This window comes from Bacillus sp. URHA0034 (assembly GCF_056280405.1).
This window is the reverse complement of the sequence record NZ_JBWCDK010000002.1, coordinates 4,093,848-4,119,892: the sequence shown is the minus strand read 5'-3', so window position 1 is coordinate 4,119,892 and position 26,045 is coordinate 4,093,848. Positions and strand designations below refer to the sequence as shown.

20 protein-coding genes are annotated in these 26,045 nt (G+C 40.0%); all 20 read right to left on the bottom strand.

The genetic code is table 11. From position 1 onward, the window contains the following. Positions 1–237 precede the first annotated feature (237 nt). Positions 238–1,134, bottom strand: a complete 897-nt coding sequence (locus tag ACZ9EE_RS21755) for a carbohydrate ABC transporter permease (protein ID WP_476030472.1) — start codon at positions 1,132–1,134, stop codon at positions 238–240. Between the two features lie 18 nt (positions 1,135–1,152). Continuing rightward, entirely contained in the window at positions 1,153–2,028 is an 876-nt protein-coding gene (locus ACZ9EE_RS21750; protein ID WP_476030470.1) for a carbohydrate ABC transporter permease, read from the bottom strand. 177 nt (positions 2,029–2,205) lie between these two features. After that, positions 2,206–3,501, bottom strand: a complete 1,296-nt coding sequence (locus tag ACZ9EE_RS21745; protein ID WP_476033049.1) for an extracellular solute-binding protein — start codon at positions 3,499–3,501, stop codon at positions 2,206–2,208. 851 nt (positions 3,502–4,352) lie between these two features. Then, positions 4,353–5,651: an extracellular solute-binding protein gene (locus tag ACZ9EE_RS21740; protein WP_476033048.1), complete on the bottom strand. Its 1,299-nt coding sequence runs from the start codon at positions 5,649–5,651 to the stop codon at positions 4,353–4,355. A 256-nt stretch (positions 5,652–5,907) separates the two neighbouring features. Further along, positions 5,908–7,239 carry an extracellular solute-binding protein gene (locus ACZ9EE_RS21735; RefSeq protein ID WP_476030468.1) on the bottom strand — a complete coding sequence of 444 codons (1,332 nt, stop codon included), beginning with the start codon at positions 7,237–7,239 and terminating at the stop codon, positions 5,908–5,910. Between the two features lie 93 nt (positions 7,240–7,332). Further along, a complete protein-coding gene (locus ACZ9EE_RS21730; RefSeq protein ID WP_476030466.1) occupies positions 7,333–8,118 on the bottom strand; it encodes a response regulator transcription factor in 786 nt (261 codons plus the stop codon). Between the two features lies 1 nt (position 8,119). Beyond that, complete coding sequence (locus tag ACZ9EE_RS21725) at positions 8,120–9,862, bottom strand: sensor histidine kinase (RefSeq protein WP_476030464.1); 1,743 nt, start codon at positions 9,860–9,862, stop codon at positions 8,120–8,122. Positions 9,863–10,010: 148 nt separating this feature from the next. Then, positions 10,011–10,610, bottom strand: a complete 600-nt coding sequence (locus ACZ9EE_RS21720) for a polysaccharide deacetylase family protein (RefSeq protein WP_476033046.1) — start codon at positions 10,608–10,610, stop codon at positions 10,011–10,013. A gap of 134 nt (positions 10,611–10,744) precedes the next feature. Then, positions 10,745–11,728 carry an aldo/keto reductase gene (locus ACZ9EE_RS21715; protein WP_476030462.1) on the bottom strand — a complete coding sequence of 328 codons (984 nt, stop codon included), beginning with the start codon at positions 11,726–11,728 and terminating at the stop codon, positions 10,745–10,747. Positions 11,729–11,756: 28 nt separating this feature from the next. Further along, entirely contained in the window at positions 11,757–12,413 is a 657-nt protein-coding gene (locus tag ACZ9EE_RS21710; protein WP_476030461.1) for an SGNH/GDSL hydrolase family protein, read from the bottom strand. Positions 12,414–12,471: 58 nt separating this feature from the next. Beyond that, positions 12,472–15,891 (bottom strand): glycoside hydrolase family 2 TIM barrel-domain containing protein, encoded by a 3,420-nt coding sequence (locus ACZ9EE_RS21705; protein WP_476030459.1) that lies wholly within the window; start codon positions 15,889–15,891, stop codon positions 12,472–12,474. A gap of 111 nt (positions 15,892–16,002) precedes the next feature. After that, positions 16,003–16,656: a ThuA domain-containing protein gene (locus tag ACZ9EE_RS21700; protein ID WP_476030457.1), complete on the bottom strand. Its 654-nt coding sequence runs from the start codon at positions 16,654–16,656 to the stop codon at positions 16,003–16,005. Positions 16,657–16,684: 28 nt separating this feature from the next. Further along, a complete protein-coding gene (locus ACZ9EE_RS21695) occupies positions 16,685–17,380 on the bottom strand; it encodes an SDR family oxidoreductase (RefSeq protein ID WP_476030455.1) in 696 nt (231 codons plus the stop codon). Positions 17,381–17,422: 42 nt separating this feature from the next. Further along, entirely contained in the window at positions 17,423–17,899 is a 477-nt protein-coding gene (locus ACZ9EE_RS21690) for a VOC family protein (RefSeq protein WP_476030452.1), read from the bottom strand. 40 nt (positions 17,900–17,939) lie between these two features. Then, positions 17,940–19,001 (bottom strand): NAD(P)-dependent alcohol dehydrogenase, encoded by a 1,062-nt coding sequence (locus tag ACZ9EE_RS21685; RefSeq protein ID WP_476030450.1) that lies wholly within the window; start codon positions 18,999–19,001, stop codon positions 17,940–17,942. A gap of 28 nt (positions 19,002–19,029) precedes the next feature. Continuing rightward, positions 19,030–20,640, bottom strand: a complete 1,611-nt coding sequence (locus tag ACZ9EE_RS21680) for a glycoside hydrolase family 43 protein (protein WP_476030448.1) — start codon at positions 20,638–20,640, stop codon at positions 19,030–19,032. A gap of 206 nt (positions 20,641–20,846) precedes the next feature. Then, the gene (locus ACZ9EE_RS21675; protein ID WP_476030446.1) at positions 20,847–21,827 is read right to left on the bottom strand and encodes an aldo/keto reductase; all 981 of its coding nucleotides are present in this window, start codon (positions 21,825–21,827) and stop codon (positions 20,847–20,849) included. Positions 21,828–21,878: 51 nt separating this feature from the next. Then, positions 21,879–22,808, bottom strand: a complete 930-nt coding sequence (locus ACZ9EE_RS21670; RefSeq protein WP_476030444.1) for an aldo/keto reductase — start codon at positions 22,806–22,808, stop codon at positions 21,879–21,881. A gap of 34 nt (positions 22,809–22,842) precedes the next feature. Continuing rightward, complete coding sequence (locus tag ACZ9EE_RS21665; protein WP_476030442.1) at positions 22,843–23,847, bottom strand: Gfo/Idh/MocA family protein; 1,005 nt, start codon at positions 23,845–23,847, stop codon at positions 22,843–22,845. 18 nt (positions 23,848–23,865) lie between these two features. Further along, complete coding sequence (locus ACZ9EE_RS21660) at positions 23,866–25,923, bottom strand: beta-galactosidase (RefSeq protein ID WP_476030440.1); 2,058 nt, start codon at positions 25,921–25,923, stop codon at positions 23,866–23,868. Between the last annotated feature and the right edge of the window lie 122 nt (positions 25,924–26,045).

The following is a 26,045-nucleotide window of genomic DNA, read 5'->3' as shown; positions in this document are numbered from 1 at the left end:
AAATTAATTATTCTTACAGACAACATTATAATTTTTATAATTTTGCTTGTGTACCCAACAAACTTTCTGTTTTATTTAAATAAGTATAGGAATTAACCTCAAAATTAAAATAAAAATAGTCACTCATTTTTCTATACTTAGAAAAGCAAGTGACTATTATCTGCGATATTCTTCTGTATGATTATGTTTTTCTATAAGACTGCTAAGCGCTTCACGGCATAAAGTAGGATGTTTTAATTATCCTTTAACAGATCCAGCAGCAATACCTTCTACAATTCGATCACTAAGAACAAAGAAAGCGATTAGAACTGGGATAATACTAATCATTAAGGTTGCACCAATCGCGCCCCAATCAGTTAAATATTGTCCTACAAAGTTATTAACCCCAACCGTGATCGTCTTCCATTTATCAGAGCTTAGGAACGTATTAACAAACACGAATTCGTTCCAGTTGTAGATCATGTTAATGATAACTGTTGTTGAAAGTACTGGTACGGTCATTGGCAATGTAATTTGGAAAAAGATCCGATGAATCGAACAGCCATCAATAACCGCTGCCTCTTCCACTTCCCGCGGCAGAGATTTGTAAAATCCGCTTAAGATCATAATGGTAATTGGTAAGTTGAACGCTACATAAGATAAAATGACAGAAATAGGATTATCGATTAAATGGACTGTTTTAAAGGTATTAAATAATGGAATTAGTGTTGAGTGGAGAGGAATCATATATCCCGCCATAAACAACCCTAGAACTAACCCGCTAAGTTTCCATTGCATTCTTGTAATGGCGAATGTCACAAAGCTAGCTAGAATAACAGTTAAAACCACAGCTACAACGGTGTAAACCACACTATTTAAAAAGTAAGCATCAATATGTCCGGCAGTCCAAGCCTTTAGATAGTTGCCCCATTGTGGATGTTGAGGCAATGAGAATGGGGACATTCCAAAGACCTCTTGATTGGTTTTTAAAGAAAAAAGGAATAACCAAATCAGCGGATAGATCTGGATAATAGCAATGATTCCCAAAATAAAATAGAGAATTCCATAGCCAATTTTTTTCCCTAACGTATTACTAGTTTTATATGAAGCAGATAGGGTCGAATGTGTTTGTCTTTCATATGCCACTTTGCTCATCTTATTCACTCCCCTTTTTTAATAATCCACATCTTTAGTAGATAGCAGTTTTTGAATTAACCAGGTCATCAGCATACAGATCACAAGTAAACCGAACCCGATCGCACTTCCGTAACCAAAATTATATTTTGTGAATGCTTCTGTATACATATAGGATGCCATAACCTCACTTGCATGGTTAGGGCCGCCGCCAGTCAACACGAAAATTAAATCAAAATACTTTAATGAACCAACAATGGCTAAAATGACCATTACTTTAATGACTCCTGCAATTAGAGGAACTTTAATCTTATAAGCAATTTGAAAAGCCGTGGCTCCATCAATTTTTGCTGCTTCAATCAGTTCTTCCGGAACATTCTTTAATGCCGCATAGAAGATAATGATATAAAAACCAGCATATTGCCAAACAATTGGAATAAATAGAGCATATAATACGATATTCGAATCAGCCAACCAAAGCGGTGGATTTTCCACACCAAACGACATTAACAATCTATTGATCATTCCGTTAGATGGGTCAAAAATCTTCGCCCATAACTGTGCGATCGCAACAGAAGATAATAACATTGGGATGAGATAGATCTTTCTTAAAAAGTTGGCGCCCTTTATCTTACTTGCTAAGATTAACGACAAAATTAAGTAACCAACCAAGCTTATTGCTGAGAAAATACCAAGTAATAAGGAATGCCATGTACTCGTCCAAAACATTTTGTCATGGATTAGATTTTTGTAGTTTTCTAAACCTATAAATTTCATCTTCCCGATGCCGTTCCAGTCCATTAAACCATAATAACCTGTTTGAACTATTGGGATATAAATCAAGAAAAGAATAAGCAGTAAGGCAGGAAGTACGTAGAGGCTTATGGCTAACTTGTTTGACATTACGTTTTTCATTTTCTATACTCCCTTCAATTAAAAGCGTAAGCGCCTCGTTCAGGGGTTACGGGCTTAAGACGATCCTTCTTGACGAATGGTCTAGACTAGAACCCCCAGGCGCTGAAGCTGGATAGTCTAAGGATAGAGGGCGTATAACCATGCCCTCTATCCTTAAGAGACTAAAATCACGATTAATTACTTTTGTTCTTTAGCAAGTGCATCTGCTTGTTGTTTAACAAAATCTTTCGGCGTAATTTGTTTTCCGAATAAAGCTGTAACTAAATCATGGTGTAATTCGGATACAGCAGGGCTGGCTTGCGTGTCGAAGTAAGTCGTAACATTAGATGCTTCACTTAAATCCTTTAAGATATCAATGTACATTGGAGCTAGTTTTAAGTTAGATGTGTCAACCTTTGTTGCAGGAATAACACCAGCATCTGTTACTGATTTTTTACCCCACTCTTTTACTAAATAGCCAACGAAATCTTTAGCTTCTTTTTTCACTTTTGAATCTTTTGCTACGAATAAACCTACACCAGGACCACCAACATAGCTGTTGATATCTGTCCCTTTTCCGCCTTCATAAGTTGGGAATTTGAAATAGCCAATCTTATCTTTGAATTCTTGTTTCACATCAGGGCTTGTTGTATAGTTCGGTAATTCCCAAGTTGCGGTTAGGAACATCGCTGCTTTTTCATTCATGAAATAACCTTTTGCATCATCATTGGATAAAGCGCTTGCACCTTTTACAAAACCGCCCATATCTACTAGGTTTTGAACTTCTTGTGCTGCCTTAACAACTGCTGGATCGGTCAATTTGGCTTTTCCATGAATTGCATCTGTTAAAATAGTAGGTCCGCCGATACGGTCTGCGAGATACATAAACCAGAATGATGCTGGCCATCCATCTTTAGCTCCTACAGTTGCAGGGATAACTCCATTTTTCGCTAATGTTTTCACGACATTTTTATATTCTTCAAAAGTTTTTGGAACTTCAAGGTTATATTTCTTGAAAATTTCTTTGTTGTAGAACACGTAAGAAATATTCAACTCCAGTGGAAGGCCATACGTTTTGCCATCTACTGCATAGGATTCTTTTACACCAGGGATAAAAGCATCTTTTAGCTCTGGATCTTTATTAACCACATCATCTAATGGCTCTAACATGCCACCATCAACATAAGGTTTGATAAAGCCATCTGACCAAGTCATTCCAACGTCAGGCAATTCATTAGATGAAGCTAAAACTTTAAGCTTGTCTCTGTATTGATCAGGGTTTAAAATTTCTGTTTCAATTTTTACATCTGGATGTTGTTTTTCATAATCACTAATAATATTTTTCACAATGGAGAATTGGGCATTTGAACTGCCCTCTGGCCATAAATGCATAAATTTAATGACTTTTTTACCGCCCGCTGAAGCGCTTTCTTTACTAGCCGAACTTGAACTACATCCGGCAAGCGCCAATGCAATAAGCATAACTAAGGACATTAATACTGAAATTGTTTTCTTAGTAAACACTATTTGTTCCTCCCAATCTATTATGTTGTTTGTTGTTTGTCTACATTCATAGTTTAGCATTCTGAGAAATCAGAAAACAGGTCACTACGATTAGGAAAAATACCACTATTTTTAGAAAGCCCTTTCATAGGAAAAGCGGAAGCGCCTTGAACAGGGGCGACAGGCATAAGACGAGCCGGCGAGAAGGCTGTTCTTTAGCCTTCTTGACGGATTGGCTTATGACCCCGAGACCCTAGGCGCTGGAGCTAGACAATTTTCAAAGTTTATACTTCTTTATCTTTAAGAAAAGCGCAACGACGCCCGTCTATCGGCGACAAGCACAAGACGAGCCGGCCGAAAGGTTGTACTTTAACCTTTTGGACGGATTGACCTAAATGTGGAGGCGACTGCCCTGGGACTCTAGACTAAGACGCACACTGCAAGAAGGCGCTTTTTGCCTTCTTCAGGGGGTGGCTTAGGCTTCGAGTCCCAAGGAGCCGCAACTGGATAAGCTTGTGACCTCGAGCCGATGGCGCCTGGAGCTGGACAATTCTAGAAAAGCGGAAGGGCCATGATCAGGCCTGGTATAAGGAGATTTTTCGCTGGCAAGCAAAGCGTATCAGCGATTAGTCTCCCTTAATCCGGTTCTGAAAACGATAGTTTTCTGTAGCCCAAAGTTTCAGCATAAGTTCTTCATAGTCTTTCCTATCGGTACTTTCAAAAGATTGAGACTCAAATTTATTAAACCTCTCTACGAGCAAGATGTTTACGAATCACCAAAAAGAGGATATTCCCAAAAGTGATACCTTTGGAAACATCCTCTAAGAGAATCCTTTAATAAGTTACTTTTGTTCGTCAGCAAGTGCATCTGCTTGTTGTTTAGCAAAATCTTTCGGTGTAATTTGTTTTCCGAATAGAGCTGTCATTAAATCATGGTGTAACTCGGAAACAGCCGGGCTGGATTGGGTATCAAAATAAGTTGTAACATTAGATGCTTCACTCAAATCCTTCAAGATATCAATATACATTGGAGAAAGTTTCAAGTTAGATGTATCCACTTTCGTTGCTGGAATAACACCTGCATCTGTAACTGATTTCTTACCCCACTCTTTTACTAAATAGCCAACGAAATCTTTAGCTTCTTTCTTCACTTTAGAATCTTTCGCTACGAATAAACCTACACCTGGTCCACCAACATAGCTGTTGATATCAGTCCCTTTTCCGCCTTCATAAGTTGGGAATTTAAAATAGCCAATCTTATCTTTAAATTCTTGTTTCACATCAGGACTTGTTGTATAGTTTGGCAGCTCCCAAGTAGCTGTAAGGAACATCGCTGCTTTTTCATTCATGAAATAACCTTTTGCATCGTCGTTAGATAAAGCGCTCGCACCTTTAACAAAACCGCCCATATCTGAAAGATTTTGTACCTCTTGTGCTGCCTTTACAATAGCTGGATCAGTCATTTTAGCTTTTCCATGAATAACATCTGTTAAAATAGTTTGTCCGCCGATGCGGTCTGCAAGATACATAAACCAGAATGATGCTGGCCATCCATCTTTAGCTCCTACAGTTGCAGGGATAACACCATTTTTTGCTAATGTTTTCACGACATTTTTATATTCTTCAAAAGTCTTTGGAACTTCAAGGTTATATTTCTTGAAAATTTCTTTGTTGTAGAACACGTATGAAATATTTAATTCTAGTGGAAGGCCATACGTTTTGCCATCTACTGCATAGGATTCTTTTACACCAGGGATGAAAGCATCTTTTAGTTCTGAATCGTTATTTACGACATCATCTAGTGGCTCTAACATATCACCTTCTACATAAGGTTTGATAAAGCCATCTGACCAAGTCATCCCAATGTCAGGCAATTCATTAGATGAAGCTAAAACTTTAAGCTTGTCTCTGTATTGATCAGGGTTTAAAATTTCTGTTTCAATTTTTACATTTGGATGTTGTTTTTCATAATCACTGATGATATTTTTTACAATGGAGAATTGTGCATTTGAACTGCCCTCCGGCCATAAATGCATAAATTTAATGACTTTCTTACCGCCAGATGAAGCGCTTTCTTCTTTGCTCGAACTTGATGATGAACAGCCTGCAAGAGCTAATGCAGCAAGCATGACCAACGACATCAAGATTGCAACCGTTTTCTTTTTAAACACTTGTCATTCCCCCTATAACTTTAAAAGTGTATATTTACATTTATACTTTATCATTCTCACCCTTCTCAAAAAAGGGCACTATGATTAGGAAAAATACCACTTTTTTTAGAAAACCCTTTCATAAGAAAGCGTAATCGCCTTAAATAGGGAAAAAAGTAGTTTTAACTTACCTATCTCTTAAAAAAGCTCCCAGCTAAAAATAACTGGAAGCCTATGAAACTCATACTTATTTCTGTTGTTGCTCAACTAGAGCATCTGCCTGTCGGTTAACAAACTCATTCGGGGTTACTTGTTTTCCGAATAAAGCCGTAAGTAATTCATGGTGTAAATCGGATACAGCCGGGCTTGCTTGAGTATCGAAATAGGTAGTAACATTGGATGCTTTGTTTAAATCCTTTAAGATATCCATGTACATTGGGGAAAGTTTGAGTTGGGATGTGTCCACTTTTGTTGCTGGAATGACACCTGCGTCCGTAACCGATTTTTTTCCCCATTCTTTTAAAAAGTATCCAACAAAATCTTTTGCTTCTTTTTTTACCTTGGAATCTTTCGCTACAAATAACCCTACACCAGGTCCCCCTACATAACTGTTGATATCTGTCCCTTTACCGCCTTCATATAGAGGGAATTTGAAGTAACCAACTTTGTCTTTAAACGCTTGTGGGACATCAGGACTTGTTGTAAAGGCCGGTAATTGCCAAAGTCCTGTAAGGAACATGGCAGCTTTTTCATACATGAAATACGCTGCGGCATCTTCATATGATAATGTACTTGCCCCTTTTACAAAACCGCCCATATCCACTAAGTGTTGAACTTCTTGTGCTGCTTTTAAAATAGCAGGGTCATCCATTTTTGCTTTTCCGTGAATCACGTCGGTTAAGATAGTTGGTCCGCCAATGCGGTCTGCGAGATACATAAACCAGAAAGATGCTGGCCAGCCGTCCTTCGCTCCAACTGTAGCAGGGATTACTCCATTTTCCGCTAATGTTTTCACGACATTTTCATACTCTTCAAATGTTTTTGGAACTTCAAGGCTATATTTCTTGAAAATTTCCTTATTGTAAAAAATATATGAAGTGTTCAATTCTAATGGCAAGCCATAGGTTTTTCCATTAACAGCGTACGATTCCTTTACACCAGGGATGAAGGCATCTTTAAGCGCTGGATCTTTATTAACGATATCGTCTAATGGTTCTAACATACCACCTTTTACGTATGGTTTAATAAACCCATCTGACCATGTCATCCCAATGTCAGGTAATTCATTCGCTGTCGCTAAAACTTTAAGCTTGTCTCTGTATTGATCAGAATTTAAAATTTCGGTTTCAATTGTTACATTTGGATGTTGTTTTTCGTAATCCCTAATGATAGTTTTCACGATCGAAAATTGGGTCTGTGAGCTGCCTTCCGGCCATATATGCATAAACTTAATTACTTTGTTGTCGCCGCTTGAAGTACTTTCCATGCCAGACGTACTGGCTGACGAACAGCCAGCCAGTGCTAATGCAGCAAGTAAAACCAAGGAAATCAAGGCTGAAGTTGTTTTCCTTTTAAACAAATGTGAATCCCCCTATGACCTTCTATTTTGATAGTTTACATCAGGTTAGTAGTTTGATCGTGTTAAATAGGTCACAAAGACTAGGAAAAATTTTTAATATGTCTTATCATTATTGTTTTTACGATACGCACTAGGTGTTTCTCCTTCAATCTCCTTGAAAATCTTAATAAAATATTTAGCCGTTTTGTATCCGGATTCCTCAGCAATATCGACAATAGGAAGATTAGTAGACATCAATAATTCCTTTGCCCGCTGAATCCTCCGCCTAGTGACATATTCACTGAATGTCAGTTTGACATGTTCTTTAAATAAGACACTTAAGTAACTTGGATTTAAGTGAACATGGTCCGCAACTTCCTTTTGGGTTAAGTCATTTTTAAGATTATTATTTATATAATCGAGCGCTTCACGGATTGGTATCCGATTGGACGGATTTTGGGCACTCACATCAACGAGTTTGTTATCGACCACTTTTTCAATCATACCTGCACGCTGTTGTTTTTCCACAGTCTTTAAGGCATCCTCTACTGCTTCAATGAGCGTCTTCTTGCTAATCGGCTTTAATAAATAGTTAATAACTCCCAACCGAAGAGCTTCATGGGCATACTCGAACTCGGAATAAGCGGATATAACAATGATAACAGGTGACATATTTCGCTCTTTGATTACTTTTAGCAGCTCTAAACCGGTCATTTCTGGCATACGAATGTCTGTTAATAGGATATCAACCTTTTGCTGGCCCATGATTCCGATTGTTTCTTCCCCATTTGCGGCCGTGATAATCTGATATTCTCCGTTTGCCCAAGTATCCAATGTCTTCTTGAGTCCTTGTCTGGTTCTCGGTTCATCATCAACAATCAAGATAGTTTGTTTATACAACTTAATTCTCCTCCATAATCAAAGGTATTTCAAAAGAAATGGTTGTACCATGGTTTACATCACTAGTAATCGTCAATCCTCTTTTTAAATGACGATGATAATATAATTGCAGACGCTTATAAACATTGGAGATCGCCATTCCATTTCCTTTAACGGAAGTAGTGCCCCCTTCTGTCATCGATTGTCTTACAAAATTTAACTTTTCTTCATTCATACCAGGACCATCATCTTGTACTAGTATTTCGAGGTACTGTTGGTCGGATGAAGGGTGAATCGAGACAGTAACCGTACATGGGTTCACCGTATTCCCTGCCCCATGAAGAACGGCATTCTCCACCAAAGGCTGAATTAATAATTTTGGTATTTTTACATCCGCCCACTCGGAAGCCATATTTAATTTCCAGTCTAAATGGTCCCCAAAACGCATTTTCATAATTTCCAGATAATCTTCGATATGTTTGATTTCGTCTTTAATTGTTACCCAATCACTATCTTTTTGTTTAGAAATGGTATACCGAAATAAATTGGACATTGCAATGACAAGTTCTGCCAGTTCCTCTTCTCCTTTATCATCAAGTGACCATCTGAGAGCATCCAAGGTATTAAACAGAAAATGCGGATTAATTTGCGCTTGAAGTGCTTTTAGTTCACTTTGACTGCGGACAATCTCTTTTTGGTAAACCATTTTAATCAGATGATTGGTTTCTTTAACAAGCTGGTTGTAGGTAATGTTTAATTCATTGATTTCATTAACAGTTGGAACATAAGGATTAAGCGGCAGGGAACCTGTACTAGCCTTTTGCATCGTTTTTGTAAGCTCAATAATTGGTCTTGTAATAATGGTTGATAGGAACAATGAGCTGATTGTAAAGATAAAAAATCCGATAATTCCTGATATAATAATCCCTGTTCTTAACACATTGATTCCTTTGGTAAGCGCTTTAACTGGAGTTAATATAATAAGAGTCCATCCGGTATCTTTTGAAGACTGTTTGGTAATCATATAATCCTTATGATGTAAGGAAATAATCGAATCATTCGTGTGAATAATGGGTTTAAGCGAGCTGTCATAGTTCGAGAGGATTGGCTTTAAATCTTTATCCAGTAATATGGAATATTGATTGATATCGTTATTATCTTGGTTTGCCAATTGGATATAGTTATTATAGATTCTAACGAGAAGATAACCACCATTGGCATAGTCATTGTTCATGAGATTTATGCGCCTTACAGCCAGGATATAGTCTGAATTTCGCGGGTCCTCGCCAATCCAAACCAAACGCCCCTTGGCATCATTGGCTTGTTGGATCCACCTGTTACCAATTCTATTTCTTAAACTGGTCTCATCATTCGGTAACAAGCGCCCCAGTTTGGAAGAATACAACTCAAAAGAAAAAATCCCTTCGGTATTTGCTTGAAGGGTGTTCACGTTTGTTCTGGCCTGTTGCAATTCCGTGTAAGCAACCTTTTTCCCCAAGTAGGTGTTTGATAAAATTTCTTGAATAGTATCATTCGTCATTACCAGTTTTGAAGCAGTATTCACTTGTTCATATAGGGATTCAAGTCTTCCATTTGCTTCAATCGCTGTCTGCTGGATTTGTTTTTCTCCATTATTTTTAAGCATTTTGGACACTTGATTGAAAGTTAAACCACCGACTATTAATAAAACAATGGCCATAACAATTAAAAAGACAACTAACATTTGATTTCTCATAGTATTCCACTTTTGAAATTTTACAAGCATTTGGCCACCTTCTATCTAGGATCATTTTTAAAGATAATCACACCTTATTGTAGTATAAAAATTTAACTTTGTTGAGTGAAAAATGCAAAAAAAGAACTGAAAATTTTTAGTAAATTTTGCAGTCCTTTTTTCTACATTATTTCTTTTATTATAGGTTTAATAGTTCACTTACGGTTAAAAGCTGATATCCTTCAGATTTAAGTTCAGAAACAAGCGCCTCTACTGCTTGGATAGTTTGAGAACGATCTCCATAACCGTCGTGGAAAATTAAAATACTTCCATTTTTTACACATTTTTTCGAGGCTGTCAGAATATGATCAACTCCTGGCTGCTCCCAATCTTGAGCCTCTAAATTAAGTGCACCAATCATAGTATATCCTTTGCTCTCAACTACTGAAATAGTCTCCTGATTGTAATCAAGGTAAGGAGGACGAAAGGTAACTGGTTTTTTTCCTGTTAAATCCGTTATCATTTGCTCCGTTCTTTCAATTTCTGCTAAACAATCAGCAGGAGTTAACTCAGATAGTTTAGGATGGGAAAATGTATGATTGCCGATTTCATGTCCTTGTTCAGCAGCTGTTTTTACTATTTCAGGATTCTTTTCCATTTGTTCACCAATCATAAAAAACGTAGCTTTTCCTTCTGCCTTTGCAAAAATTTCTAACACTTGAGGTGTATAGATTGGGTTAGGACCGTCATCAAACGTAATGGCTACTGCTTTTTGGGAGGTGGACACTTCGGTTATCATTGTTAGCTCGGACAATTGGATTCACTCCTAAAAGAATATATTTTATTAGGTTATATTGACTACCCTCAGCACTCTTTTTTCGCTAGCTTGGTCGTTAATAACGGCTATTGACCCCCCCATTAGAGACTGAACTATTAATAAGGGCCTCTAATAGAATCCTTCACTTTTTCCTGGTAAAAGTGAAGGAGCTTTTGCATTTCTTCTTCATAGAATGGTTTTGTATCCAAGGCTGATAAATTATCCTCGACTTGTTTCATATTTTTAAATCCAGGAATAATACAAGTAATCTCTTTCTGGTCTAAAATCCAGCGCAATGCCGCACTGGCCATTGATTTTCTGCCATCTGCAATCCATTTTAATTGATCAGCTAATTCCACACCTTTGCGGAAGCCAAGCCCAGCAAACGTTTCTCCTACGTTGAAGGCCTCACCATTTTCATTAAAGCGGCGGTGGTCGTCTGCTTCAAACACATGATTACTTGTGAATTTCCCTGTAAGAAGGCCGCTGGCAAGCGGTAACCTGACAAGAAGTCCCACCCCTTTTTTGTAGGCCTCAGGGATTAATTCTTCTAATGGCTTTTGACGGAAAACATTAAAAATAATCTGGAGACTCTTTACATTTGGATGTTCTAAACAAATAAGTCCTTCTTCTACCGTCTCCACACTAACGCCATATTGCTTGATCTTCCCTTCTTGCTTCAATCGGTCAAGTACATGAAACACACTGCCATCCTGCAATATTTCTGTGGCTGGGCAATGAATTTGGTATAAATCAATCGCTTCCCGATTTAAGCGGCGGAGGCTGTCCTCACAATAAGCACTTACTTTTTCATAGCTGTAATTTTGCGGATCATATATGTCTCCCTTACGGCAAAACTTAGTTGCTATATGGATTTGATCTTCCTTACCCTTTGTCGCTTTTGCCAAAAGTTCTTCACTATGACCGTCCCCATAAACATCGGCTGTATCAAAGAAGTTAACACCTTGTTCAATTGCATAGTCAAGGGATTTTAGGGCCTCTTCGTCACTTGTTTTCCCCCAAGAGCCACCAATCGCCCATGTTCCAAAGCTGACCTCACTAATCTTGATCCCTGTATTTCCTAATTCACGATAGTTCATTCAATCATCTCCTAAAAAATTTATTAGGTTAAGAGCGGTCCCACTCAAACCCGATTTCTTTCAAAAATGCTCTGGCCAATACCATATGTCCTGATGCGGATGGATGAACACGATCCCAGGCAATCGTTGCAGGATAGAGATCCTTCAATACTTCATTAAACGCTGCTTGTGTATCAACAAACAAACAACCAGTCTCTTCCGCAATCCTTCGGACAATTTTTCCATATTGGTCCATTGTTTTCCGCATACCATCCTGTTCATTGCTTTCAATATAAAAAGGAGTCATCAGGACGAGCCCCTTTGTCAGCGGCTTCGTTTCTGTAACCAATTTCCGGAGTGTTTCCTCGTATTCGTCAGGGTATACATGCCATTCTTTAATGAACGGTGTATCATACTGACGCCAAACATCATTGATTCCAATCATGATAGATAACCAATCTGGTTCTTGATGAATGACATCCTCCTGCCATCTGTTTTTTAAATCGCGGACAGTATTGCCACTGATCCCCTTATTAACCACTCTGATGCCCAATTCCGGATACACAGCCTGCAGCAGTGCATCTACATATGACACGTAGCCTTTCCCCAGGGCACCAAATAACCCTTCTCCTTCAGGTTGCGCTCTCTCACAATCTGTTACGGAATCACCAATAAATAGTAGTTTTTGAGCTGGTACAAGCTTCATTCATTTTCCCTCCACATCCATCAAAATAACTTACTAATAAATTTGAGTGAGTCATACTCTACCTCTCAAAACGGAACCAGCCGAAATCAAAATTACTTCCCGGCAGGAAGATAAAGGTCACTTTTTGAATTCCAGTGATTTTATCCAATTCAAAAACTCGCTCTTCATAGTTTTCCGATTGCGTAAATTCGACGAGTTGATTTGTTTCACCTGCTTCGCTAGCAAAGCGGATATGAATGGTATTTTTATCAATTGGCGACCTGCCAAAAACCACAAGTTTCGCAGCACCTTCACTGGTAAAATCCAGTTGTTCAAACTCTAGAGAAACATTATTTCCGATTCCTTCAACGCAGCTTTTTGTTATGGTAAACGTATCCCCATAGATGTGATCACAATCTGCAGCCGCATTTGTTTCGAAGGCTCTATTTTTCTTTTCAAAAGAAAATCCTTTGATATGGACCTTCTTTTGCAGGACAAAACAAATCGAAGTAATGCCTCGAAGTCTTTTGGACAAGCGATACGTTTCTTCTTGATAGACATTCCACTTGGATTCTTTTTGATAGATCACATCCGCCAGCAGCCCACTGCCCGCCTCATCAGGTATTCCTTCCCAAATTTGCAGCGCATACTCTTCACTAGACAATGCAAAAATGGGAATGGTTATCGTATCTGATCCGTAAGCTCCAAAGTCAATTCCACGGAAACCAACCTGAGTTTCGCCATCTCTTGCAGTAGCAACCCCTCTTTCGTTTCCGTTACCTATTTCACCTTTACTATAATCATAGAGTCCTGCCGAGATAAAACCATATGGATCTTTATAGGCAGTACCAAGACCCTCTACCGTAAACTCCAGTTGCGAGATGAGTTTCGTTTTGTCCGTACCGTTCTTACTGGTACAACGAACGCGAAATTCCCCGTCTCCTAATGCTGTAATCTTCGCTTCCCGGCCAACAGCTTCTACTACAGCAATATTCGACTCAATCCCAGTTTCATTGACTACGCTCCACTCAACTTCACGGTAAGAGGTATTTTCCGGGAATAATCTTGCTCGTACGATCATCTCTTTTTTTGATTCATTAAACACTTGTCCTTCTTCGCTAATGATTTCAATTTTACGAAGAGGGATCTCTTCGCTCATACCCATAACAATCGGCAGGTCCCGATTCCTCGTATGGGCAGGGCTTCCTTCGAGCACGCCCTCTTTTATTGGCAGGGATTCAAATTCTAATTTCTGGCTATCTAAACCTTCGGAGGATACTTCTAGCTTAATCGCTCCGGGGTCTAATGTCGCTCCGATAATGGCCATTAATTTACCGCTGAATAGTCTTCTGCTTACCCCTTTGTACTGGTCGAAGTCAGTACTGTCGCCATTATCAAGACCAATTAACCGGCCAGCTCCTGTCACATCCACTCGTACACGATTGTTGGCATTTTCCACTGGAGTGCCATTCTCATCTTCCATGCTAATTTCGACAAAAATTAAGTCCGTACCATTTGCAATTAGCTGTTTCTTATCCGCATGCAAACTGATTTTTTTTGCATCTCCAAATGATTTCTTTACATCGGCTGCAATGATGCTTCCTGCTTCATCATAGGCAATTGCTTTTAATTCTCCTTCTTCATATGGAATCTGCCACCAGCCAACAAGCTGTGTCCCATGTTCATGGTCAGTTTCGTGGATTCCGATTGTTGTCCCATTGAATTGAAGTTCAATTTTCGGTGCATTCGAACAGACTCGTACATCAATCATTTGTCCTTTATTAAAATCCCAATAAGGTAAAATATGAACCATTGGCTTTGTCTTGTAGTCTGTCCATGCTGATTGATATATGTAGTAGGAATCTTTCTTAAATGTAGCCGTATCAATCTGACCAAAATAAGAATTTTTCGTATGGTACGGTGTAGGCTCCCCGATATAATCAAATCCCGTCCAAATGAATTGGCCAAGCGAGAAAGGTGTATCTCTCTCAGCTAGAATGCAGGCTTCTGCGGATTTTGCTCCCCAGCTCGTAGAACTATTTCCAAGGGCAGAACATTGTTCATCATCATCGGCCAGTATCGATTTTTTAAATGGGAAATGATAGATTCCCCTGCTTTGAACGACAGAGGCAGTCTCACTGCCATAGATGATCCAATCCGGATGTTCCTCATGGTGTTTTTGATAATATTTTTCGGCATAATTATAACCAGCAACCTTCACTATATCTGCACATTTTTGTGCATTCTCCCATGGCATATAGTTCGATCCGATGGTTACCTTTGCATTTTCTCTTGGATCATATTTCCGTACTTCATCCATGAGCATTCTAGTTAGTTCTTGACCTCTTTCGTCCGCATGGGTATCATAAATTTCATTTCCAATACTCCACATTAAGAGACTCGGATGATTTCGGTCACGCCTGACCCAGCTTTTTACATCAATAGCCGCCCAATCTTTAAAAAATCTTGCGTAATCATAAGTTGTTTTAGTTCTTTCCCACATATCAAAAGCTTCCGAGACAATCAGGAACCCCATCTCATCAGCTAAGTCCATCAGTTCTTTTGCCGGCATATTGTGAGCGGTTCGGACCGCATTGACGCCCATTTCTTTTAATATCTTAAATCTTCTTTTTAAGGCAGTTTTATTAAATGCGGCTCCTAAGGCCCCTAAATCATGATGCTCACAAACTCCATTTAATTTCATCCGTTTACCATTTAGTTTAAAACCTTGAGCGGGGTCAAGGGTAATCGTACGAAATCCAATATTCTGAGAAACGGATTCTATTTCTTGATTAGTCCCGGCTAGCTTTAATTGAGTGACCAACTGATAAAGATTAGGCTCGTCTGTACACCAAACAGCCGGATTTTCTACAAACACCCTTTGTTTATTATGTAAACTGGAGTTACTTCCTGTTTCAATTTTTTCTGAAGAAATAGCAAGGATTGTATCCTTATACATAATAGTATGTGAGAGCTCCGCATCATCACAGAGGTTGATTTCTGTATCAACTTCAACCTTCCAGCCATCATCATTTTGTTTTATGGTTACGTAAATTCCATCCGTTACAATATGGTTCACATCTCTTGTTTTTAGCCAGACATTCCGGTAAATTCCGGCCCCCGAATACCATCTGCTATTCGGACTTTGATGCACGACTTTGACGAGAATTTCATTTTCCCCTTCCACGAGAGTGTCTGTGATCTCATGTTCAAAGGATGAATATCCGTATTTCCATTCTCCTGCAAACTGTTGATTTACATAAAGGGAAGAATCCATATAGACCCCGTCAAAACACAAGAGAACCTGCCTATCTTCTTTGGAATAGGTAAATCTCTTTCGATACCATCCTATACTGTTTTCATAAAGATTTCTGGTATTATAGATAAGCCAATCATGGGGCAGATCGATCGGTTCAAATGTTAAACCGGCAGTATCCGTCACGTCCAGGCCGCTCTTTGTAAATTCCCAGCCATCATTAAAAAGCACTTTTTTATTCATGTAATTTTTACTCACCTCTGACTTGTATTCCCTGATATTGCTAGATTTGTTTTTAAAGAGAGCTGACTCAATTGCCAGCTCTATGTCACTTATTAACTAGTTTTCAGCAGCTTACTTAGATATAATCCAATTGATACAGCTTCCCAAAACGTTCAAAAATTCTTGATTCATAAGACCCTGTTTAGTGTGAGCGGGTGTTAAACAACATACCCTTCCCTCTCCAAAAGAATGTGACCATCCCGCCACAGCTTGGCCATCAATCGATTCCGATCGTAAAAAGACATTGGTATTTGCCTCATCACACTGGACGAAATAATGTTCATCCGAAAATTCAAAGAAAGAAGGACCCGGGAGGAATGATTCTTTTTCTACGCCAGTATATTGGACGATCTGATGCTTTTCCGGATGATAAAGAAATGAACCTCTTAACATCCTGGTGTAGCCGCTTTCAGAAGAATAGGACGCTAATCCAGAGTGCCAAGCCAACCAGCCTCCGCCATTAGATACATACCTAGTAATCTCTGAATCAAGTTCCTCGTTCAGCCAATTCTCTACTATTTCATCGTTGGGATTTAAGCGATTCTCCTTAAAAAGAATCACTCCATCTGGCTGATCTAAAAGCTCATCTTTTAATGTTTCATAGGAACCAAAAACGAGTTGAACATCTTCAGGTCCAAAATTGGATCGAATCGCCGCCTCAAGTGACTCTTTAGCCCACTCTGCCGGATGATAATAATCTCCTAAAATAGCCAGCAATTTAACCATTCGCTATCCCTCACAAATTTTTTTTTAATTAAATGGGCATTGGGTTTCCTTTATAATCAATAAACACATATTTACTTTCTACTGACGGTCTTTGTTCAATAAGATCAAAAATTCCTTTTGCTGTATCATCAGGATTTCCTGGGGCATTTATACCACCCATATCGGTCTGGATCCATCCTGGATGAACAGCATAAACCTGAATGTTTTTCCCATTCACATATTGACTCAATTGTTGAGAAAACATATTTAGGGCTGTTTTAGATGCGGCATACGCATAATCTCCACCATAAGCGTTTTCAATACTTCCGGCTTCAGAAGAAATATTGATGATCGATGAACTGTCGCCCAATAGCAATAAAGGAAGAAAATGTTTGACGACTCTCATCGGACCAAACAGATTGATATCAAAGGATACTTGAACTTCATCCAGGTCTAAATCTTCTATTTTTTTATCCCGTCCCAACAGGATTCCAGCATTATTAATAATGGCGTCAATGGTTCCAAACTGCTCTTTTACAAAATTGGCAGCTTGGCTAACAGAATCTTCCTTTGTCACATCTAACGGAACAATGGTAATAGACTTTGAGAATTCAAGATCAGATAATTTTTCTTTTCCTTGTTCTGGATCTCTAACTCCTGCAACAATATGGTGTCCTTTTTCTGCCCCTAATTTGGCGAGCGAAAGCCCTAAGCCTCGATTTGCACCTGTAACTAAAATCCGCATATTCAATCACCAGCCTATGAAATTTAGTAGAAAGTCTCTTGTTTAATTGTCATTTTCTAATAGCTCTAAAATAATTTTCAAATCCTTAAAGGTATCCATGTATGCATACCTTCCTCCGGTGTACTCGCCCTTTTGCATTAATGGCATTTGGTTTCTTTCCATTAACGTAATTTTTTCTTTCATTCCTTTTATAATGAAAGCAATATGATGCGGACCTTCACCATGCTCATCGAGATATTCTCTCCATGTACTTGGATGCTGATCTGGTTCAATTAGTTCTAATTGAAGTGAACCCATATCAAAGAAGGCAAGTTTGGCACGTGCTTCGGTTGAATTCCCGTTATATTCAGTCTCAGCTTTATCCACCGTGTCAGTAAGATTCCAGCCCGGATTTTCCACACCAAAGAAATCCGCATACGCTTGACTGGTTTTTTCAATATCATGAACAAGAATTCCAATTTGAGCAATTACATTCGTACCGAGTATATTATTCTCTGTTACTTGATCACTATTTGCCAAAAAATCCCCTCATTTCAGATAGTTAATTGATTACAGCTGCCTATACATTTTTCTTATCCGGGTAGATCATAATCTTAATGCTGGTGTCTTTTTGTGTCCTAGCCATCTCCACGGCTTCCTTGATGTCACTTAGCGCATACTTATGTGTAATCACCTTTTCAATATCACAATCAGATTTGCCTAGTGCCTGAATGGCAGCAGGATAGGTGTTGGCATAACGGAAGAGGCCATAAACATCAATTTCTCCATCAATTACCTGATTAATATCAAGAGGAATTTCATTTGTGATTGGCATTCCAACGAAAACAATTCTTCCGCCCCGATTAACCACTTTTACGGTATCCGAGATAGCCCTTTGATTACCCGATGATTCCACCACGACGGTAATACCTTTTCCAGCAGTTAGTTCTTCAAGCCGCTCTTTCACGTTTTCATTAAGTGGATCAATGACATCCGTTACTCCCATTTCCAAAGCAAGTTCTCTACGGAAAGGAACCACATCACTAGCATAAATCTCCGTAACACCAAACATTTTAGCTGCCTGTATGGCTAGTAAGCCAATCGGACCGAGTCCGCTAATAAATACGCGGTCTGCTTGTGTCACCTTTCCACGATTCATCGCATGAAACCCTACTGATAACGGCTCAAGCAAGGCACCTTCCTCATAACTCATGGTATCCGGCAATTTAAACAGCATATCGCTTCGAATCGTGATATACTCCGCCCATGCACCATCCACTGGCGGTGTAGCCAAAAACACAACATCGGGGCATAAATTGTATCTACCCGACTTACAATAATCACATCTGCCACAAGTTACCCCTGGTTCTACTGCTACTCGGTCGCCCACAGATACATTGGAAACAGATTCTCCTGCCTTTACAACTTCTCCGGCTAATTCATGTCCTAAAATAATAGGCTCTTTTACCACATAACGGCCAATTTTTCCATGTTCATAGTAATGGACATCTGAACCACAGACACCAATACAATACACTTTGATTAATGCTTCATCTTCCTTGGGCTCCGGAATGCTGATTTGTTTGACTTCAATCTCAAGTGGCTTTGCCATCACGGCCGCATCCATTAAACCTGTAGTCATGTTCTTATGTCCTTTCTCACTAGTGAGTTTATTTTTCATCTCGTTCACGGTAGGTAAAATAGTCAAAATCAGCTGGTTTCTTCCTGCCGCTTAAATCTTGGGCACATAAGCCAATAAATGCGCCTGTGAAACCTTGGTCGAGTAATGTACCACCCTTTTTAAGTTCCACATGATCATCAGAAATCTTGCTGGCATCTAAGACTGGTCCGATTTCAGTCCAATTGAAACCGTCTTCAGAAAAGAAGAATTGAAGCTCCTCATAATGAAGATCGGCTTTTAAGTATACTTGGTTCCAACCTTCTATTGAGATTGGAGTATCAAGCGGCTCTGTATATACCCCTTGGTCACTCGCCATAATGCCAATGCATTTGCCTAGTTCTTCGTCATGACTTATCCATAGATAGTAGTAATTTCGACTGTTGTAATAGTAAACAAGTCCAGCCATCTGCTGGAAGGTGTCTGGTTCAAATTCGACAACAGTCTCAGCTGTTACCGAAAAGGCCTGCTGTCTGCGGGCGATCAAGCTTTGTCGATGTGAAGAACTAAACGATTCTCTTCCTTTTAGTCTTAAATAACCTGGTCTCTCTTTGACGGAAACCCATTCTTCTGTAAATGGTACTCGAAGGGAACTAAAATGAATACTTAGTTCTTCCGCATCGAAATGATCGGTTTCAGGCTCTCTTTCAAAAGGGCATTCAGGAAATGAAGGAAGTTCCACTTTTGCCTCCGGACTATTAGTTCCATTTGCAAGCCTGAGCCATCCATCTTCAGTCCAAACCCCTTTTTGAATCGCTGTCTCCCTGCCAAGATTACAGTTCATCGAAGGCTTTAAGGGGCGTCCTGTTAGATGGACTAAATACAACTCATCATTTTGTGTATGGACAATGCTGGCATGCCCCGCCTTTTGAAGTTCAAGCTCCGGTTTGCCAGACGAAGTCAAAATCGGTCCTGCTGGGTCAACCTCGTAAGGTCCATATAATGACTTGGAACGGGCCACTGTGACCGCATGCTCATATCTAGTCCCGCCTTCGGCAGTCATCAAATAATAATAGTCATTGTGCTTATATACATGAGGGGCTTCTGTTAATCCTAATTTTGTTCCTTTAAAAATATTATGGATCGGTCCGATTAATTTCTTCTCTTCAGGGGAATATTCCTGAAGCAAGATGCCGCCAAACGAATTTTTATTTTTTCGGTGATCCCAGACCATATTGACAAGCCACTTTCTTCCATCATCATCATGAAAAAGGGATGGATCAAACCCGCTGCTATTTAAATAAACAGGTTCGGACCATGGGCCCATAATATCGGTAGCAGTAATGAGATAGTTGTGAGTATCCTTAAATGGTCCAATATGACTCTTCACATCTGTGTAGATTAAGTAAAATGTTCCATTATCATAGCTCAAGCATGGAGCCCATGCTCCTCCTGAATCAGGATTTCCAAGCATGTCCAGTTGACTTTTACGTGTTAATGGATGGGTTAGTAATCTCCAATTCTTTAAATCCCGTGAATGATGGATTTGTACGCCGGGAAACCATTCAAACGTGGAAGTGGCTATATAATAATCATCTTCGACTCTTACAATCGATGGATCCGGGTTGAACCCTGGCAAAATCGGATTCATAACGAATGGCACAACAATCTCCTCCTAAGTTTATTAATCACTGCGTTTATTAAATTATCAATTTTATTATATCACTACTAACTTTGTTTGCGCATTCAACAAACTAAGTTTTTTGAAAAAATAAAACCTTTAATGGACCGTGTCCAAAAACTAGATTAAGCACAGCTTTTAAAACGGCCCATTAAAAGATTCCATCCATTCCTTGTACTAATCAATGATTACCAAGCATATGCTTCTGGTGCCCGTCCCCCTGGTCCAGGGAATATTTCATCTAAACGGTTCATTACTTCTTCATTCAATACTACTTCAACTGCGCGGAGCGATTGCTCAAATTGCTCCATTGTCCGGCAGCCAATAATAGGCGCAGTTACTGCAGGATTTGCAAGCAGCCATGCTAACGCCACTGTATCTTCTTTTTCTCCCAGTTCCTTACAAAGACCAGAAAATTGTTCTAATTGAATTCTGTGCTTTTCGATTCTAGCAGTGTCTCTGCCGCTTCTTGTTCCAGGCTGATTCTTTAAAGCATTTCCTCCCAACAATCCACCATCAAGCGGGCTCCAAGGAATCACTCCAATCCCTAAATGCTGTGCGGCAGGTAACACTTCCAATTCTGGAAGACGGCAATTTAAATTATATTTATGCTGTTCAGAAATCAGCCCAAGGAAATGGCGTGAGTCAGCTTCTTTTTGGGCTTCCATCAGTTTCCAGCCTGGAAAATTGCTTGCCCCGATATATCCGGCTTTTCCTTGCTGAACAGTGAGTTCGAATGCCGCCCAAATTTCCGCCCAACTAACATTCCAATCAACATGGTGCATTTGATAGAGTTCAATATGATCGGTTTGGAGACGGCGCAGTGAATCCTCCAAGTGCCGGCGAATCTTAAATGCGGATAATCCTGGAGTATTGTTCGGGCCCTCTAGCTGATTATGCATCTCTCCATATACTTTTGTGGCAAGGACGACTCTATCTCTGCGGCCGCTTCCCTGAGCAAACCAGCGGCCAATAATTTCCTCTGTTCTTCCGGCATTTTCTCCCCAGCCGTAAACATTGGCCGTGTCAAAAAAGTTAATTCCTGCATCCAATGCCGTATCCATGATTCGAAATGCTTCCTTTTCTTCCGTATCTACACCAAAATTCATAGTTCCAAGACATAGCCGGCTAACTTTCAATCCTGTTCTTCCTAATGCAGTATATTCCATTTTAATTCCCTCCTTAATAATTAGGCTGCTCGTGTCGTTTATTTTTTCAACCTACTCTTGTAAATCAAGCCATTTGATTTCCGCCTGGCTTAACTCAATATCGACTGCCCGCATACTTGAGTGTAATTCTTCTGTTGTCATTGGACCAATTAGTGCACAAGTCGAAAAAGGCTGATTGAGTACATAGGCTAAGGCAATTTGGATTGGGGTGACCCCTTTATCCTTCGCAAGCTCCTGCGCTCTTTGATATCGCTTCCAATTAGCTTCGCTATAATAAACACGAACCATATCCGGGTCATCGTTTTGACTTGGAGAATAGCGCCCCGAGAAAAATCCGCCCGCTTGGGAAGACCAGGAAAAAAGCGGAAATTGATTTTTCTCATGCCATTGCAAGCTTTCCTTATCTACCGAGATGCATCCCGCCCATCTAGGTTCATTCGGTTTAGCCAGGCTTAGATTGGGGCTGTTGACAACAAAGCCTGAAAGCCCGTTTTCTGCGGCATATTTATTTGCCTCTTCAATCCGCTTGTTTGTCCAGTTCGAAACGCCTAATACTCCAATCAATCCCGCTTTTTTATGTTCATTTAACGCATCGATGATGACCTCGACTGGTATTTCTGGATTGTCACGATGAAGCATGTAAATGTCGATAAAATCTACTTGCAAACGTTCCAGGCTCTCATAAAGGTCCTGTTTGATATCAGTAGGCGTGACACGCGGCCCGTTACTGTCAGGGTGGGCACCTTTATCCAAAATCACAATATCTTTTCGTTTCACGGTCCCTTTCAACCATTTTCCCACAGCTTTTTCACTGTTGCCATTTTGATAAACATGCGCTGTATCAATGGTATTTCCCCCAGCCTCTACATAGGCATCCAAAAGCGTATTTGTCAGTTTCATATTTTCAGGAGTAAACATCATCGAACCAATAACGATTTGAGAACAAGATTTATCAAGCCCTTCCACCCTAATTTTCTTCATCGCTGATTATCTCCTTCTATCGGGTTAATCCCTATTATTTATGAACTAAAATCCGCTTTTTGTCTCTCGCAGATGCTAAACATGCATCTATGACTTTCATATTGCGAATGGAATCCTCCAGCGGGAAACGGAGCGGTGTCCCTTCAAGGATACTTTTGGCAAATTCATCCACCTGAACTGTATACTGGTTAAGCTCCTCAACAGGTTCGGTCCGTGTCTCTCCATCTACAGTTACTGTAAAGCTTCCCCCTAAATTGGAATTCACTATAAATGCGTTTGGAACATCGATCTTCCCTTTTGTTCCCACGATTTGCAATGTGTTTTGAAAATTAGCCCACATGCCGCACATAAACGTTACACCAAGTTGATTGGGGAATTCGATTAAACCTGTAGCCATCATGTCGACATTGTCATGTTCAGATGAGAAAAAGCCTTGAACGGTAACCGCTTCTGGTTCCTGCTCCAGCAAAAATCGTGCTGCACTAATTGGATAACAGCCGACATCATAGATGGAACCTCCGCCCCATTCAGCACGATAGCGGACATTGTCTTTGTCTTCGGCATTATTAAAGGTAAAGGTGCCGTGTAGTGCGCGAATCGTTCCAATTTCACCGGATTTTAGAATTTCTTTCATTCTTTCATAGCGGGGGTGATAACGATACATGAACGCTTCCGCCAGCTTTACCCCCGCCTCTCTACATGCACGAACCATCTGTTCCGCTTCTTCCTGATTGAGAGCAAGAGGCTTTTCACATAAAACATGCTTACCAGCTTCTGCTGCTTTAATGGTCCAATCTTTATGGAGATGATTTGGCAGCGGAATGTATACAACATCTATATCAGGATCCTGCAACAGTTCCTCATAACTTCCATAAGCTCTTTCAATATCCAGTTCACCAGCAGTCTTTTTAGCCTTTTCCAATCCACGGCTGGCAATCGCCAGTACTTCACTAGTTTCTGATCCTTTAATGCCAGGAATAACTGAATGGATGGCAATATTTGCACATCCTAACACACCCCATCGAAGTTTCCTTTTCATCCTATCTTCCTCCTTTTTTTAACGTTCTTGAAGAATAATGAACACACCAAACGGCTGCATCGTGACTTTGTCTTTTAATTTGGCTCCAGACAGAAGCTCTTTAGCCTCTTTTGCCAAATGTACTTCCTGAGGCGTGTCTGCATAATTCAAAAGAAACACGTATTTTTCCCCATTTTGATGTTCGCGGATCGCTAATTCCACTTTTTCAGGCAGCTTGATCCAATCGACAGGCTGTGTCACACCGGCTGCTTTCATCAGCTCCTCGGCTGATTGCAGGCTGAAAACGCCGCCATAATAATAAGCAAAACCATTGCCGAAAGCATGTTTAACAAGCGCTGGTTTTTCAGCCATATAGCTATTTTTATAAACAGCTAGGACCTCTGCCTGAGCACTTTCAAGCTTTAGTACTTCATTAAAACTAACAGAAGAAAACTCTTTGGATTCTCCATCTTTCATAACTATTTCGGGTGCTGTTTGATGAGGTCCAACTAGTGTAAAGTCTTCAACCGTTACACCGCAAAGCTCACTTACATGACCCGGAAAAGGCATCATATTGCAGCGACCATCCTCATTTTTATAGCCAGTACGGGCACCAAAGATGAGCTGTCCGCCTTGATGAACGTATTCTTTCAAGAGATTGGCTGTTTCTTCTGTTAAAATAGTTGGATGCGGATAAATTAACAGCTTATAGTTGAGCAGTTCCTTCACATTCGTAGTTGAATTTATATATAAAGCGTCTACGGGAATATGGTTGTATTGAAATGCTTTCACCCATGCTGAAATACTTTCCTGCTCAAAGGGTCCATGCCAATGATCCAATTCTCCATCCCATTCATTATCATAATCTTTAAGAATAGCTGCTTCAGCCTTAAAAACTGCTCCGGCTACCTGTTCACCAATGCTATTAATCTCTTTCCCTACTATTCCGGCCTCTTCCACACGCCGATTCGGACGGTTGTGGTAATCATTGATACCATGCCAGTAGATCTCAGTTCCAAATGCAGCTGTTCTCCAGCGGAAATAAAGCACCATATCTGCTCCATGCGCGATCGATTGATACGTCCATAATCTCATTTGACCTGGCTTAGGAGAAGGCTGTTCCATTCGATTCACCCATCCGCCCGGGCCTGATTGTTGTTCAAACACAGCAAAAGTTGGGGAAATGCTTCGTACCGTGCTTAAATTCCAGCTCCACTTCCTATCAAGCAGTGGTTTCTCCCCCTTATCCGGGTAAATGGTACTGAAGTTTGGATAGGAATCGTAGGCAATAAAATCAAGAAGCTCTTCGGTCATTCTATGATTATCCAAATGACCAAAAAGACCATTCGTTGTTACCCACTGATTGGGTGCCAATTCTCTTAATAGTTCCGCTTGTAATGAAGCAAATGAGATCGCACTATCTGAAATAAAACGTTTTTCGTCTAATGCCTGATGAGGGTTTGGTGAATCACTAACAGTCGGCCTGGTTAAGGAAACTTGCTCCCACTCCGTAAAGGTTTGATTCCAAAAGACAGTTCCCCATGCTTTATTGAGCTGCTCTAACGTCCCATATTTCGTTTGCAGCCAGGCACGAAAGGCCTTATGGTCAGCCTCCGAATAAAACACGTTGATCTCACAGTTTAGTTCATTATCAATCTGCCAGCCGATAACTGCCGGATGATCCTTGTAATGCTCGGCCATATTTTTAACAATTCTTGCTGAAAGCTCTCGATAAATCGGAGCATTGTAATTATAATGCCTCCTTTGGCCATGCTGATATTGAACCCCTGCTTGGGATACATTCAAAACTTCAGGGTATTTGTGAGTCAGCCATGCCGGCGGAGTAGCCGTTGGGGTACCTAGCACTACCTTTAGTCCATGTTTATCAGCCAGATTTAAAGCTCGGTCAAAAAAGTCAAATGAAAATTCCCCTTCCTCCGGTTCAAAAATGGACCAGGCAAATTCCGCCATTCTCACAATTGAAAAACCCAGTTCCCGCATTCTTTTATAATCATCTTCCCAAAGCTCCTCAGGCCAATGCTCTGGGTAATAACAGACTCCTAACCGAATATTCGGTACTTGCAGTGCTTTCCTCATGATACTCCCCCTATTAATTGTTTGCACTGTTTGTTTATCCATCAAACTAAGTGTGCAAGAAAAAAGGACATCGCTTATATATTCTTTTTTTAATAATCATCTTCCTTCCAAACAGCTGTATT